We start from the raw sequence: 13,947 nt of genomic DNA, 5'->3' as shown, positions 1-13,947 counted from the left end.
CCGTGAATTCCAGGCCTGGATAGCTGCATCGTCCAGGCATTTTTTCCCCGGGAACCTGCAGTCACTCACAGTTGAAAAGCACGCGGCTGGTTTTTAGTGTGTCTTGTGTCCCGGACCTGTTTTAACGATCGTGTGCCGTGCTCGCGATCCTATTTTTTGCAATACGTTGTATCCAGGGCTTTCACGACATAGGCACTGTCGGTTGCGGCCAAATCGCCTTTGGCCCTGATCAGTCTCAGTTGATTGCAGTAGGCATTCATGCGTCCGTCAATCGCTCCGAAGACCATTTTCAAAGGATTCGATGTCGTCAAATTGTGGTACGCGATGCGAAGCTTCGCCGAATCTTCCTCAGCTTTTTCAAGTTCGCCGATCAGGCTTGTCTGCCGTTGCAGCCAGGCAAATGCAATCGGCGATGGCATCTTCGCCGCATCAAAAACATCGAATTCGACAGTCATGGCATCGACGCTGCCAGTTGCGATGGCTTTATCGAGCACATCCAGCGCCAGTCGCTGCCTGGAGTCGGTATCCGTCACCTCAGGCAAGGCCTCATTGGCAAGAATTTTTCTGGCGGCTGCGACGCAACTTCTCGCCTCTTTCTTGTCGCATGAAGCAAGCAAGGCGGAAAACTGAGGCGCAGCATCGGCGGCCGGACCTGTTGCGGCGGCCGCAGTGCCGGGACGCGTGTTATCTGTCGGCATCAGGGCTGGCGCCGCGATCAACGCGGTAACCCTTTGCCCTTCGTTCATGGTGCAGTCCTCCAGACCCCCGGCGGGCAATGCGCATTTGCCGGCCCCATGCATGGCCAGGCCACGCATCGGCCCGGAATATTCCACCACCCACGCGATGGATTTGCCGTCTGCCGCCAGCACCGGACGCTTGATCGCGGCAGAGACAAAATCAAAGGGTTCGCGCAGCGGGCCTTCGATGACAATCCCCTGGCGGAACAGGGTCAGCACGCCCCGCTTGTCGCTGATTTGAAGGCGATCGAAAGTTTCGCGGTGACTCAGTTCGGGGATGGCGCCATTTTTGTCCTTGACCAGACCTTGCTTCGTACATACGCCTGCCAGCAATATCCAGCCGTCAAACTTGCCGTTGCATCCATTGGGACGATTTGACAGGGGCCTCAGGTCGCCGGACGCCAACGCCTTGACGCCATTGACGAAATATTCCGCATTGACCTCGCCATCACGCCCTGTACGAAAGTCAAAACCATTTCTTTCGTCCTCGAGCCACTCTCCTTCGGACATGACACCGTTGGCCCAGCGATAGGTACCCGACCCCTGACGTTTGCCATTGACCCACTCACCTTCGTAACTGTCCCCGTTGGGGAATTTCTGCAGCCCCTTGCCATTCGGCTGGCCATTTCTGGACTCACCGTCGTAACCCGCTACGCCGCCCTTGCTGGGAAGCGGGCTCTCGCCGCGTCCCTGCATTTTTTCATTGGGTTGTGCGGCGGCGAACGCACAGGCAAATACAAGGCCACTGATAAAAATCCACCTTGCCTGCTTGATCATTTTTTTCATTTCATTTCATTTCTTCAACAGAAACCAGAACCGCCCCAATGCGTCGGAACACGGCCGGTCTTTTTAGGGTGTATCGATAATCCATGCCCGACTCAGCCGACATAAAACCGGGTTTACCGGCAAGCATGATGGTGTGGGCTTTGGTTGGCGCCGCTCATGTCCATCAGCGGAGCCATGGATGGCTTGGGCCGAGACCAAAACCAGTTTGCCGCGCAACCCTGCCCGAGGGAAACCAGTGGCCAGGCAGGCGTCGATGGCTTTTTTTGCGGCGCCATCGCCAGTGGGTTTGTGCTGTTTTCTGCCGCGATGAGTTTGTCCACAAGGCATCCGACGAGTTGTATCAATTTGTGATTCTTACCCAGAAAACATGCAAGGGCAAGCGCCGAATGGAGGGTGTCAGATCAACACCTGTTTTGCCGGAAACAGGATGTCGACTAAAAAAACAGTCTCAAAAATAGCCGTTTTTCATGCATGAAAGCGTCTGCAGGCCAATGGATACGGGCGCAACCAGCTATTAACGTTGTAGCAACCAAGACCCCGGCAGAAATGTCAAGGCAGCGCCGCCGGATCTTCCCTGATCAGCGCGGCTGCGGTGACCACCGGAGCGGCCAGCGATGCCTATCGCCAGCAAACCCAATGAACCGGCGTAGGAGTGCATGGCGCGGTAGGCTGCGCTGTGTTTCGCCAGTCCCGGGGATGATTGGCCGAATTTTTAAACCTTTTATGCCCATGCCCCTTGATCGACAGGCGCAGACAGCTATGTTTTTCATAGCAAAACACCTTGTCATTGGGGCTGGCTTTAGCACCAGTTGGCCATGCCATGAAACACGGCCACGACCCACAGGCAAAAAATAATTACCATCAGGGCACATTGATCAACGAGCCGGCCAGCCCCGGAGGACATCACATGGATCGCCGCAAATTCCTACACTACAGTGCCGGCGCTGCGTCTGCGCTGGCAAGCCTGATTTCTCCATCCACCACCCTGGCACAGCCGGCCGGTCTCCCGTCGCGCACCGCCGCCATGGAAGGCTGGCGGCGGCGTTTGCAGACTATCCTCGACAAAGGCCGACTGCCCATCATCGACATGGAGGCAACCTATGTGGACGGCACCACCAACATCGGGCAGATGGTGGCCTGGATGGACGAACTGGACGTGGCACAGATCGCCTTTGCCCCCGCCTTTTCACCGGACTCGGAGCCTTCGCTGGAGCTGCACCGCAAATACCCCGGCTACTTCATCCCTACCACCAGCAGCGGTGAGTTTCCCCGGTGGTGGAACAACCCGGACGCATTCGTGAGCCGCGTCGCAGCAGACCTGAAAACGGGCAACTATTTCACCATGGGTGAGCACGAGTTTCGCCATTACCCGTCTCCCGAGCAGGTTGCGGCCAGAAACAATGCACGCGACATCACGATTGCACTGGACAGCCCTGCCGGCCAGGCCCTGTTCCAGCTGAGCGAGGACACCGGCATGGCCTTCCAGATTCACTACGAAATTGAAGACAGCTTGCTGCCCGTGCTGGAGGCCATGCTGGCGCGCCACCCCAAGGCGCTCGTCATCTGGTGTCACCTGGGCATGATCCGCTACCCGGATCGCAGCAAAGCCTACGGCCCCGACTACGTCGCGTCGCTCATCACACGCTTTCCAGGACTGCACTTTGACCTGGCGGTGCCGCGCCCGGAGAACATCTACCGCCCCTCGGGCGCGCAGGATTCCACGCTTTACCGCTACGGCCGGCTGGCTGAGGGCTGGCAAGCCCTGCTGGAAAAATTTCCCGACCGCTTTGTGGCAGCCAGCGACTACCGCCCACCGGTGGAGAAAAACTACCCTGCGGCCATGGCTCGCCAACGAAAGCTGATCCTGGAATCCCTGGGCGAAACTGCCCGCCACAAGATTGCCTATGCCAACGCCTGGCGGCTGGTGACGGGACAGGCCTGGGAGGCCTAAAGCAGCGCCGCTGGATCTTCGCTGGCCAGCACCTGCGCGGCCCAGCTTTTATCATTGGCACGGCAGTGCTCGGTGCACGCGCGCGCCAAGTTGACAACATCAACCCTTCAGGCTTGATGAGTCAGCAACGCTAAAGCTTGATGTTTTGCGCCCACACCAGCGCCGACAAGTGCGCCTGGTTCACGTGGCTGACCGTCATCGACAAGGCCTTCGCCAGATCGGCCGTGCGCCCGTCTTCCCACTCGCAGGCTTCGGCCAGCGCCAGCACCGGGCCGTACACACCGTCACGAGAACGCAGCGCTTGCTCGACCGACTCCGGCAACATCAGCTGACTCAGCACCTTTTGTATCGGGATGCCCAGCAGGCGGTCCAGAAACGAAAACATGCCAACAACAAACAGGTTTTCCGCTTCGCGCCGGGAAAGGAAACCCTGACCCAGCAGTTCGGCAAAGCGTCCGCGGATCATGGCCGCCTGCATCAGTGCGGGAGAAAAACCGGTGGTGTGGGTTCTGGCCAGCAACAGCAGCAGCCAGCGAAACAGGGGTGCATAACCCAGCATGGACACCGCATGGCGCGGCGATTCGATGCGAACCTCCAGACCAAAACCTGCGGAGTTGATGTAACGCAGCAATTTGTAGGACAGCGTGACGTCACTTTTCAGGACTTTTTCCACGTGGCGTATGTCGGCATCGCCCTGCACCATTTGCATCAGTTGCAAAATCTGTTGCGCTTGCGGACCCAGTTGCTCCTGCGGTTTGATCGCACGTGGCGCCACACAGAGCTTCTCGAAAAATCCGGAAGCCCCCAGCGCAGCGCAAGACTCGAACACCTGCCAGTCGGGGATTTTTTCCACGACCGCCGACAAGGACGGCGACCGCAGGCGGGCATAACCCAGCAGGGCCACCAGGTCGGGATGGTCAAAATCGATCAACACATGGGTCAGCGAGGAAAGCCGTCCCTCGTTGGCCTTCAAAAAGACCAGGTTCGCACCACGCAGCGCCAAACCAAAACCCCGCTCGCGCAAGGAGGCGGCCAACTTCAGGTCGTCCGCATTGGCCAGATCACCCGGCGTCAGGATCCATACCGTGGTTTCGGGCAACAGGCCTGCCAGCGTTTCCGCGGACAGCGCTGCCGGGCTCGCATCCACAAACAGCAGGCCTGAGGTGATGTCGCGAACCCCCGCTGCCACCAGGGCCTGCAGATGGATTTCCGCCTCAACAGGAGTACCGCTGTCCTCTCCGTCCGGCTGCCAGGCCAGCTTGTAGCCGATGGCATGTTGTTTGGGGTCGAGCAGAGGGACTCGGAAAAGATGGCTGGTTTCGGGAATCAATCTTTAGCGCCTAAAGCCAGGTTGTGAGAACAAGGGATACCCGTCTTTAATCAACAGCACAAAAGCAGGCTTGCCAATGGCGACTATAGATAGAGCGGAAAAAGCTGATCCCTCAAGAACGAGCGCAATTATCCTTCTCTTTTCAGGATTCAAAATGAAACAAAATCCGCACGCCCAAACCGGGTTCGGCATTGCGCACCTCCAGCGGCGAGCCATGCGCCTGGGCCACCAGCCGGCATAAATACATGCCCAGGCCGACGCCGCCCGTGGCGCGCTGGCGTGCGTTGTCGGTGCGGTAAAAAGGCTCGGTCAACCGCGTGAGTTGTGCGGCGTCCACACCCGGACCAAAATCCCGCACCTCCAGCAGCACCCCGCCGGCCTCCTGCTGCAGGGTGATGCGCGGCGGCTGCTCCGCCCCGGCGCTGTAACGCAAGGCGTTGTCGAGCAGGTTGCGCACCAGCAGGCGCAGGCGTGTGCGGTCCAGCGCCAGCAGCGGCAGCTCGGGCGCCAGTGCCAGCACCACGGCGCTGGCCGCCGGCATCTCGGCCACCGTCTCACGCACCAGCGCTGCCAGGTCCACCGGCTCGCGTTGCAGGGCGGCGTGCGGACTGGCCAGGCGCTCACTCTCCAGCAGATCACTGATCAGGTCGCGCATCTCGCCCAGGTCGCGCAGCAAGGCGGCTCGTTCACGTGCGCCGTCAACGGTGGCCGGCAGCAGTTCGGCATTGAGTCGCGCGCGCGTAAGGGGTGAGCGCAACTCGTGGCTCAGGGCCAACAACAAGGCGCGTTTGGCGTCCAGCATGCCTTCGATGTCGTGTGCCATGGTGTTGATGCGTTGGGCCAACTCGCCCAATTCGTCGCGTCGGCGCAGCGGAATCGGCGCATCAAACACGCCCCGGCCAAAACGTTCGGCGCCAGCGCGTATGTCGTCCAGCGGCCTGAGCAGCCGGCGCACATAGGTGTAAGCGGCTGCGATCAGGGCCAGCAACAGCGCCAGCGTGAGCCAACCGATGCCGCCGGGCGCGCGCTGCCAGGGCAAGGTGCCCAGGCCGAAGGTCACACTGTGGCCGTCGGCCGTGCGGCGCGTGCGCCAGTCCACCCCGCGCGATTCATGCCCGTCGCTCTTGTCGTCGAGCCAGCCGCGCCGCGTCCGTTCGGCGTGGGAATCCCAGTTCACGGTCGGCCCACTGATACGCACCGAAATCGGCAGCCGCGCCACCAGCGCCTGCGCACGGGCAATGTCCGGCGGACTCCCAATTTCGGCGGCGAGGCGGTCCATATAGTCGCTGACGATGGGCCGCGCCGCGTCACGCCAGCCTGTGGAAAAAGCCCGCTGCATGCCGCCCAGAAACACCGCTGCCATGGCCAGCGCCAGCAGCACAAACACGGCGATCAACCGCAGCCGCAAGGAATGCCGCCAGCGGTGGCGCCAGCGAGGTGCAGGGACGGGATGGGGTGCGGCGTTCATCGCGCTTCGGCTTGGCCCACGGCCAGCGTATAACCCGCGTTGCGCAGCGTCTTGATACAGTCCAGCGGCTCCAGCTTCTTGCGCAAGCGGCTGACCACGATGTCCACCGCACGCGTGTACAGATCGGCCTCGTGGCCACGCAGATGGTTCAGGATGTCGTCGCGGCTGAAGACCTTGCCGGGCTCTGCCGCAAGCAAGGCCAGCAGCTCGAACTCGGTGCCGGTCAACTCGACACGCTGGCCCTGGCACAACACTTCACGCGTCTGCAAATCAATGGCCAGGCCCTGAAATACCCGCTGCGCGCCTGGCGTCGCGGCAGGCCGGGCGCGCTGGCGCCGCAAAATCGTCTGCAGACGTGCCACCAGCTCGCGTGGCTCAAAAGGTTTGGGCAGGTAGTCGTCGGCGCCCAGTTCCAGGCCGACCACGCGGTCCATCACATCGCCACGCGCGGTCAGCATCACGATAGGGATGTCGCTGCTTTTGCGGATCTCGCGGCACAAGGCAAAACCGTCCATCTCCGGCAACATGACGTCCAGGATGGCCGCGTCGTAGGACGTGGCACGCAGCAGGGCCAGGCCCTGGCCGGGACGCACAGCACTGTCGAGCACCAGGCCAAAACGCGCCAGGTAAGTCGCCAGCGGTGCGGCCAGGTGTTCGTCGTCGTCGATCAGCAAAATGCGGGGCATGGGGACATCATAAGAGCGGCGCTCACCAGGGATCGGCACGCCCCAGGCGGCCCAGATGTGTGGCGCCAAATCCGCTGGCGTACTTGAGCCCATAACCCAGCGCGCGGTCAACACCGATGTGTACACACCAGACCAGCCCCAGGGCCAGCAACACCGGCATCGCGCCCAACACGCCCCATGCCAGCAGTGCCAGCGCACCGACATAGGAATGCGCCGCGTTGTAGCTGATGGCCCCCACGCGCGGCCCGGCCAGGTAAGCCAGAAAGGACAAGTCCGGCAGCAGGACCAACCAGGCAAAGAAACCCCAACCCGCACCAAACTGCGCATAAGCCGCCAGCGCCAACGCAACAACAGCCAGGCCTTCCAGCCGCAACACGCCGCGGACCGTGCCGCCCGCGCTGCCCGGCAGCAGCGGGCTCTGGACCTGGCCGCGCGTGCCCTCGCTCTCGGCCAGGCGAACGACCCGCCCGCCGGCCACACCAAAAGCCAGCGCCTTAACCACGGTGACCCCAGCGCCGGCCACGCTCCATGAAGTCGCGCACTTTTTGCTGCTGCTCGGGCCGCAGGTTGTCAAAGAAATCCGCGGCGGCGGCAATCACCTCCGGGCTGCCGGACTGCAAGGCCGCGGTTTTTTCAGTGATGAGTTTGTTGGCGCCGGCCTGGTCCAGCTTGTTGCCTGCGAACAAGCCACGAAGCGCGGTGCGCGGATCGTCCGCACCCCGCAAGGCCGCACGCTGGGCCTGCAACTTGTCGGCCAACACAGCCAGTTTTTGTTTCTGCGCCGCGTCCAGGTCCAGCCGGGAACCGATTTTTTCAACGATACGGGCGCGGGCTTCCGGCGAAGCATCCGCCGCATGCCAGCCCCCCGGGCCGCGCTGCGAACACGCGCCCAGACTGCCAACAATCAGCGCCCCGCCAAACAGGCCGAGCAGGGTTCTTTTGATGAAGCGTTTCATGGTCAAGCCTTGCGAAAGAGTGGATGAGGCTTGCATGGTGCTCGCGTAGTCGCGACACATGTTTTCAGGGCGGTTGCGGCGTGTTTCGCTTTGTTTCGATGGTCAAGGCGTTAAGCATCACGCTGCTTTGCGGCTTGCCTTGGGCAGTAGGTTGGACTCCCCACTCCCACCCCTAACCCCTCCCTCGCCCCGCTGGGCGATGGAGGGGGACTTCATTTGGCCAAGTGTGCTGCGCCCGCGTGCATGAATGACGGTCTCATAGGGTTCGGCAGGACGAGCTTCGCTCGTCCTGCCTCCCCGCATTGATTTCTCTCCCCACCCCCTTCTGTATGCGCCGAGGAGCGCAGGACCAGTCGGATCAGGGCGAGCGATTGTTTGAGCCGAAGGCGAGTTCGAGCTCGACCCCGACTGGACCGAGCACCGCAGGTTGCCCGTAGCGAAGCGAAGGGACGCAGACAGCGGGGTCGCCTTTTCTTTGCTTACTTATCTTTTGGCGAAGCAAAAGAAAGTAAGTCGGCCGCCGGGCCGAGACCCGGCCAGCAGGCAGACCACAAAAACAGGAATCAAAGGCGGCGGGAACGACCCTGGCCCGAGATGATGAATAAAACTAGGCTCCAGCCCTTACGCCACGGACGCAAGCAGCTACTACTTCTATAGCAAGTAGACTACAGAAGAGCCGCCGGTTCTTCACTGGCCAGCACATCCTGCGCCCAGCTCTGCAGCTTGCCCGCATCGGCGCGCAACACCTGTTGTTTGACCGCCAGGATTTGCGAAGGGTGCATGGAAAAACTGCGCAGGCCCAGGCCCAGCAACAAGCGCGTCATACCGATGTCACCGGCCATTTCGCCGCACACGCTGACACCTTTGCCCTGGGCATTGCACTCGGCAATGGTGTCGGCAATCAGGCGCAAGACAGCGGGGTGGCAGGGGTCGTACAGGTGCGCGACCGATTCATCGGCGCGGTCTATGGCCAGCGTGTACTGGATCAAGTCGTTGGTGCCTATCGACAGGAAGTCGAAGTATTTGAGAAACAGCTTGAGGGTCAACGCCGCCGCCGGAATTTCTATCATCGCGCCCAGTTGCACCGGCCCGTAAGCCACACCCTTGTTGTCCAGTTCGGCGCGCGCATGGTCGAGCAGCGACAAAGTCTGGCGGATCTCGCTGCCGTGGGCCAGCATGGGCACCAGCAGGTTGACGGGGCCGTGCACCGCCGCGCGCAAGATCGCACGCAGCTGCGTCAAGAACATGGGCGGGTCGGCCAGGCTCCAGCGGATGGCGCGCAGCCCCAGCGCCGGGTTCAGTTGCCCGTCCTGGGTCCGGCCGGCCAGTTTGTCCAGCGGTTTGTCCGAGCCGATGTCCACGGTGCGAATCGTCACCGGCAGGCCGTGCATGCCCTCCACTGCCTTGCGGTAGGCCAGGTATTGCTCCTGCTCGTCGGGCAAACGGCCGACCCGGCCCATGAACAAAAATTCGCTGCGGAACAGGCCGACACCGGCCGCGCCCACGTTGACGGCGCCCGCGGTGTCGTCAGGCATTTCAATGTTGGCCAGCAGTTCCACCTTCTGGCCGTCCAGCGTCAGCGCCGGCGTGTGTTTGAGCCGGTTCAGGCGCTGGCGCTCCAGCTCGCCCTGGCGCTGCTTGAAGCCGTATTCGGCCAGGATGATGGGTGAGGGATCGACAATCAGCACACCGGCGTCACCGTCGATGATGACCCAGTCGTCCTGCTCGATCAGCTGGCTGGCGCTGCGCGCACCGACCACGGCCGGAATGTCCAGGCTGCGTGCCACGATGGCGGTGTGCGAAGTTTTGCCGCCCACGTCGGTTGCAAAACCAACAAACAGGCTTTGCTTGAACTGCAACATGTCGGCCGGCGAAATATCGTGGGCCACCAGCACCAGCGGCACGTCCATGGTGTCGTCCAGCAGCAGGTCTTGCTGGCGCGGCTTGCGGCCGACACCCACATGGGCGGCGTGCGACACCGGCGAAGCCACGCCTTTCATAAAACCCAGCAGACGTTCGACCACCTGCTCCAGATCGGCCTTGCGCTCGCGCAGGTACTCGTCTTCCATGTCGTCAAACTGGCGCGCGATGATTTCGTACTGCGTGGTCAGCGCCCATTCGGCGTTGTAAAGCCGCTCGGTGATCCAGTGTTTGACGCCATCGCTGAGCTGGTCGTCCGCCAGCAGCATCAGGTGTACATCGAGCAACGCGGACAGTTCATGCGGCGCGTCTTTGGGCAAATCCCGCTGCACCCGGGCGATCTCTTCGGCCACGGCGTCGCGGGCCACCCGCACACGCTGGATTTCTTCAGCGATTTTGGACGGGTCGATGAAATAATGCGCCACATCGGCCCGGCTGGACGCCACCAGCACGGCACGCCCGATAGCGATGCCGCGCGAGACGGCCAGACCATGTACGGAAAAAGTCACGACGCATCCTCCACGCTGAGCCGCGATGTGCAGCGCGTCCGGCCATGCCAGTCCGAGCCGCGGAGCCGGCTTCGCCGGGCCGCAGGCGGGGCGGCCCCCTCGGGGCTGGTGCCTGCGGCTCCGAACCTGCTTGAGCAGGTTTGGACAGGCATCAGAAGCGAAGCCTCTGGCGAGCGGCGGCCTGCAAGGTGCAGGAAGCTACGCGAAGCGAGCGACCGTGGGGGCATTTACTCCCCCTCTCCAAACTTGTCGTGAATCAGCGCCAATAACCCGTCCATGGCTTTTTGCTCGTCGGGGCCGTCGGCTTCGATCTCGACCAGGCTGCCCAGGCCGGCGGCCAGCATCATCACACCCATGATGCTTTTGGCGTTGACGCGGCGCTCGCCCTTGGACATCCAGATTTCGCAGGGAAAGCTGCCGGCCAGCTTGGTGAGCTTGGCCGAGGCGCGGGCATGCAGGCCCAGTTTATTGTTGATGGTCGTGCTGGTCTTTATCATGGTGTCGAGGTGCCTGATTCTGTGGAGCGGTGATCGCCACCTGCATCACGCCCTGTGTTCCGCCCGTTACCGCGCGGGCCACCAGCGCATCCAGTGGCTCGTGCCGGTAGGATACCGTGCGCAGCAGCATGGGCAGGTTGACGCCGGTGATCAGCTTGGAGCGCACACCGTCCACCAGCTTTTGCGCGACGTTGCAGGGCGTGGCGCCAAACACGTCGGCCAGCACCAGCGCATGCGAGGTGCCAAGCTGGCGCAAGACGATACGCGCCTGCGCCAGGGTTTCTTCCGGCGGCATGTTGGGCTGAACGTCCAGCGCGACCACGCCCGCCGGGTTGTCGGGAAACACATGCAGCACACATTGCCGCAGGGCCGAAGCCAGCGGCGCATGGGCGATGATGAGAATGCCGTTCATTGCCGGGAATTATCGGCTCTCATGCAAAGGAAATAGGTGTATGAGGCTATACAACAACACAAAAACACCCCCATGGCGGCCTGGAAGCTGGCGACTTCCGTCAGGCCCGCGGCACTGAACACATCAATCAGCAGGCCAATACTCCACTGCATCACAAACACGCCGGCAAAAATAACCAGGTTGTAGGCCGACATGGCGCGCCCGGCCAGCGCGGCCGGAAACGCCATGCTGACCGCCGGCTGGGCCAGGCCCATGGTGCTGCAACTCACACAAAACAGCGCCCAGCCGACCCAGCCCGTGGAGGAACCGCCCAGGATGTTGAAGGCCAGCACCAGCAGGCTGAGCGGCACGCCCCGGGTGATCATCCGGTTCGCGCTCCAGCCATGTCTGACCAGCCAGGGGTTGACCATGCCCCAGGTCCAGAAGGTCACCAGCATGGTGGCGTTGATGCAGAACAGGCCGGTGGCCGACTCCAGTGGCGTGTAACCCGCCACCTTGACCATCCAGGGGCCGGCCCACAAGGTCTGCACGGCGACCAGCCCGCCCTGGTTGAAAAAAGCCAGCGGCGACATTCTTCGGAAATACGGGTTGCGCCAGACGTCCGCATAACCGGCGGCCACTGGCGCATCGGTGAGCGTAGAAGCGAAATTTTCCGACGGGCCGCCCCTAGGAAAATTAGCCCCCTCGGGGGGCAGCGCAGTACGCGTAGCGACAAGCGTGGGGGCCACCTTCCAGGGGGGCACCAGCCAGGCGATGGCCGCCATGGCCAGCACAATCATCCCCGCGAGAATCCAGAACAAGGGGCGCCAGCCGGTCAGCGGCATCAGCCACTGCACAGGCAGGGTCGAGGCCAGCATGCCCAGCGAAGCCGTCATCAGCATCCAGGAGTTGGCACGCAGCAAGGTGGCGGCGTCAAACCAGCGGCGGTAACCCGTCAGCGGCGCCATCAGGCAGGCGCTCACCCCCATGCCCAACAACACACGCGAGGCCAGCAGCCAGGCGAAACTGCTCGCCATCGAAAAGGCCGCACAACCGACCAGCGCCAGCGTCAGAAAACTCAGGATCACGCGTTTCGGCCCATACCGGTCCAGCCAGGCGCCCAGCGGCAATTGGGTGGCCGCAAAACCCAGGAAATATCCGCCCGCCAGCAGGCCCAGGTCGCGCGCATGCAGGGAAAACTCCTGCGTCAGCACCGGCGACAAGGTGGCCGTGATGGCGCGCACCAGGGCTGAGCAGAAATAGGCGGCCGCAAAGGCCAGGAACACAATGGCGCCGGCTTTTTTACTCAGATATTCTGTTGGCGCCAGCGTAGCGGCAGGCAAAGTCTGGGAGACCTGCGTCATGGCGCGGCCTGCAACTGGAGGCTGGAGAAAAGGTCTCCGCCACTTCGGGCGACACCTGGCTGGCATACAGCACCACCTGAAACACTTGCGCCCCCTGGACAAAATAAACCGCCTGCCCGCTCACGGCGCTGCCGTCGGCACGGCGCCCCTGCGCCTTGACCAGCACGGCCTGCAGTCCGGGCGCCAGACCTGGCGCCTTGAACGGCAAGACCTGCGTGGCGCCGGCACCGCTGCCCACCGGCCCGGCCTTCATGTTGGCCAGCGTCAGGCTTTGCCACTGGGCCAACGCGGCGCCGGTGTGGGCGGCATCACCCATGTCGGCCACCGCCACGGCAAAGGTCGCGCCGCCGGCATCGCAGCCCAGCATGGACAACTGGGCCGTCTGGCCGCCCAGCGGCACGGTTTTTTGCGCCTTGTCGGGCTTGCAGGGCAGCAACAGGCTGAGCCGGGTGTTCTCGGGCCGCACCTCGCGCCAGTTGAAAGTGGGGCTGCAGGCGGCCAGGGCCAACAAGGCGGCGAGCAAGGTCGAAAAAAGGGTCAAAGTCAGTCGAGGCATCCGGGGGCTACAAGGCGAGGCAATTGATAAGTATGCACGGCACTTTACAGGGATTTCTGCACCGACCGGAGGCTTGAACCGCTGCCAGCCCGTGATTCGCACCGGGATGGCGCAGCCCACACCCGACCGGCCGCACCAGCCTGGGCATGCCGCTTGCTAAAGGTTAGCCGCAGCACATCGCTGGTTTCTTAACCCCAGGAGCACCCATGAACCGCAACGACATCACCGAAAAAATCATCACCGCCAAAGTCAGCAAAGGCATCACCTGGGAGTCGGTCGCCAAAAAAGTCGGCCTCAGCAAGGAATGGGTCACCGCCGGCTGCCTGGGCCAGATGACGTTTGACGAGAAGCAGGCCAAGGTCATTGGCAGAATTTTCGGCCTGAACGCCGAAGAACAGAAATGGCTGCAGGTCGTGCCCTACAAGGGCTCGCTGCCGACCCCGGTGCCGACCGACCCGCTGATCTACCGCTGGTACGAAATCGTCAGCATCTACGGCACCACCATCAAGGAATTGATCCACGAAGAGTTTGGCGACGGCATCATGAGCGCGATTGATTTTTCGATGGATATCGTGCGCCAGCCGGATCCCAAGGGCGATCGGGTGAATGTGGTGTTGTCGGGTAAGTTTTTGCCGTACAAGCAGTACTGAGCTCCCGGCAAATGGTCATTGCAGGCCTGACCCGCCATCCACGTCGGTCTCGGATGTACGAATGCAGGCGCATCCCAAACAGCCAAACTCTACGACGTGGCCAGAACCCAGAGTCCGCCACATCCTCTGAAATGGCGAATTTGACA

General features: G+C 62.2%; 14 protein-coding genes. 2 read left to right on the top strand and 12 right to left on the bottom strand.

Annotated features, from left to right (window positions below):
- Positions 1-149: 149 nt before the first annotated feature.
- Together ACHMXK_RS01795 and ACHMXK_RS01790 are read right to left on the bottom strand one after the other, a co-directional pair.
- On the bottom strand, positions 150-1,523 hold the full coding sequence (locus ACHMXK_RS01795; protein ID WP_397437176.1) for a hypothetical protein: 1,374 nt from the start codon (positions 1,521-1,523) through the stop codon (positions 150-152).
- Between the two features lies 1 nt (position 1,524).
- Positions 1,525-1,650: a hypothetical protein gene (locus ACHMXK_RS01790; RefSeq protein ID WP_397437174.1), complete on the bottom strand. Its 126-nt coding sequence runs from the start codon at positions 1,648-1,650 to the stop codon at positions 1,525-1,527.
- A gap of 780 nt (positions 1,651-2,430) precedes the next feature.
- On the opposite strand from ACHMXK_RS01790, the gene ACHMXK_RS01785 reads away from it, so the two are divergent.
- Complete coding sequence (locus ACHMXK_RS01785; protein ID WP_397437172.1) at positions 2,431-3,474, top strand: amidohydrolase family protein; 1,044 nt, start codon at positions 2,431-2,433, stop codon at positions 3,472-3,474.
- A gap of 130 nt (positions 3,475-3,604) precedes the next feature.
- Here ACHMXK_RS01785 and ACHMXK_RS01780 read toward each other — a convergent pair whose 3' ends face one another.
- The 10 genes from ACHMXK_RS01780 to ACHMXK_RS01735 form a co-directional block, all read right to left on the bottom strand.
- The gene (locus tag ACHMXK_RS01780) at positions 3,605-4,804 is read right to left on the bottom strand and encodes an EAL and HDOD domain-containing protein (RefSeq protein WP_397437170.1); all 1,200 of its coding nucleotides are present in this window, start codon (positions 4,802-4,804) and stop codon (positions 3,605-3,607) included.
- A gap of 142 nt (positions 4,805-4,946) precedes the next feature.
- Complete coding sequence (locus ACHMXK_RS01775; protein WP_397437168.1) at positions 4,947-6,272, bottom strand: sensor histidine kinase; 1,326 nt, start codon at positions 6,270-6,272, stop codon at positions 4,947-4,949.
- Positions 6,269-6,958, bottom strand: a complete 690-nt coding sequence (locus ACHMXK_RS01770) for a response regulator transcription factor (RefSeq protein ID WP_397437166.1) — start codon at positions 6,956-6,958, stop codon at positions 6,269-6,271. The genes ACHMXK_RS01775 and ACHMXK_RS01770 overlap by 4 nt, the downstream gene beginning before the upstream one ends.
- 22 nt (positions 6,959-6,980) lie before the next feature.
- Positions 6,981-7,460: a DUF4260 domain-containing protein gene (locus ACHMXK_RS01765; protein ID WP_397437164.1), complete on the bottom strand. Its 480-nt coding sequence runs from the start codon at positions 7,458-7,460 to the stop codon at positions 6,981-6,983.
- Complete coding sequence (locus tag ACHMXK_RS01760) at positions 7,453-7,914, bottom strand: Spy/CpxP family protein refolding chaperone (RefSeq protein WP_397437162.1); 462 nt, start codon at positions 7,912-7,914, stop codon at positions 7,453-7,455. The genes ACHMXK_RS01765 and ACHMXK_RS01760 overlap by 8 nt, the downstream gene beginning before the upstream one ends.
- A 665-nt stretch (positions 7,915-8,579) precedes the next feature.
- Positions 8,580-10,343, bottom strand: a complete 1,764-nt coding sequence (ptsP, locus tag ACHMXK_RS01755; RefSeq protein ID WP_397437160.1) for a phosphoenolpyruvate--protein phosphotransferase — start codon at positions 10,341-10,343, stop codon at positions 8,580-8,582.
- A 227-nt stretch (positions 10,344-10,570) separates the two neighbouring features.
- On the bottom strand, positions 10,571-10,840 hold the full coding sequence (locus tag ACHMXK_RS01750) for an HPr family phosphocarrier protein (RefSeq protein ID WP_397437158.1): 270 nt from the start codon (positions 10,838-10,840) through the stop codon (positions 10,571-10,573).
- Positions 10,809-11,252: a PTS fructose transporter subunit IIA gene (locus tag ACHMXK_RS01745; RefSeq protein ID WP_318409794.1), complete on the bottom strand. Its 444-nt coding sequence runs from the start codon at positions 11,250-11,252 to the stop codon at positions 10,809-10,811. The genes ACHMXK_RS01750 and ACHMXK_RS01745 overlap by 32 nt, the downstream gene beginning before the upstream one ends.
- Positions 11,249-12,595, bottom strand: coding sequence for an MFS transporter (locus ACHMXK_RS01740; protein ID WP_397437156.1), 1,347 nt, complete (start codon positions 12,593-12,595; stop codon positions 11,249-11,251). The genes ACHMXK_RS01745 and ACHMXK_RS01740 overlap by 4 nt, the downstream gene beginning before the upstream one ends.
- Positions 12,534-13,151 carry a hypothetical protein gene (locus ACHMXK_RS01735; RefSeq protein WP_397437154.1) on the bottom strand — a complete coding sequence of 206 codons (618 nt, stop codon included), beginning with the start codon at positions 13,149-13,151 and terminating at the stop codon, positions 12,534-12,536. Before ACHMXK_RS01735 ends, ACHMXK_RS01740 begins: the two co-directional genes overlap by 62 nt.
- Before the next feature lie 206 nt (positions 13,152-13,357).
- On the opposite strand from ACHMXK_RS01735, the gene cynS reads away from it, so the two are divergent.
- Complete coding sequence (gene cynS / locus ACHMXK_RS01730) at positions 13,358-13,801, top strand: cyanase (protein ID WP_397437152.1); 444 nt, start codon at positions 13,358-13,360, stop codon at positions 13,799-13,801.
- The last annotated feature ends 146 nt before the right edge of the window (positions 13,802-13,947 follow it).

The organism is Polaromonas sp. UC242_47, from assembly GCF_044452385.1.
Lineage (GTDB): Bacteria > Pseudomonadota > Gammaproteobacteria > Burkholderiales > Burkholderiaceae_C > Polaromonas.
Note: the sequence above shows the minus strand (reverse complement) of the source record. Positions and strands in the feature narration are given on the sequence as shown.

Coding starts and splice junctions, on each gene's coding strand:
- ACHMXK_RS01770 (WP_397437166.1), bottom strand. CDS start 6,958: ATGCCCCGCATTTTGCTGATCGACGACGACGAACACCTGGCCGCACCG.
- ACHMXK_RS01740 (WP_397437156.1), bottom strand. CDS start 12,595: ATGACGCAGGTCTCCCAGACTTTGCCTGCCGCTACGCTGGCGCCAACA.
- ACHMXK_RS01795 (WP_397437176.1), bottom strand. CDS start 1,523: ATGAAAAAAATGATCAAGCAGGCAAGGTGGATTTTTATCAGTGGCCTT.
- cynS (WP_397437152.1), top strand. CDS start 13,358: ATGAACCGCAACGACATCACCGAAAAAATCATCACCGCCAAAGTCAGC.
- ACHMXK_RS01775 (WP_397437168.1), bottom strand. CDS start 6,272: ATGAACGCCGCACCCCATCCCGTCCCTGCACCTCGCTGGCGCCACCGC.
- ACHMXK_RS01790 (WP_397437174.1), bottom strand. CDS start 1,650: ATGCTTGCCGGTAAACCCGGTTTTATGTCGGCTGAGTCGGGCATGGAT.
- ACHMXK_RS01735 (WP_397437154.1), bottom strand. CDS start 13,151: ATGCCTCGACTGACTTTGACCCTTTTTTCGACCTTGCTCGCCGCCTTG.
- ACHMXK_RS01745 (WP_318409794.1), bottom strand. CDS start 11,252: ATGAACGGCATTCTCATCATCGCCCATGCGCCGCTGGCTTCGGCCCTG.
- ACHMXK_RS01785 (WP_397437172.1), top strand. CDS start 2,431: ATGGATCGCCGCAAATTCCTACACTACAGTGCCGGCGCTGCGTCTGCG.
- ACHMXK_RS01750 (WP_397437158.1), bottom strand. CDS start 10,840: ATGATAAAGACCAGCACGACCATCAACAATAAACTGGGCCTGCATGCC.
- ACHMXK_RS01760 (WP_397437162.1), bottom strand. CDS start 7,914: ATGAAACGCTTCATCAAAAGAACCCTGCTCGGCCTGTTTGGCGGGGCG.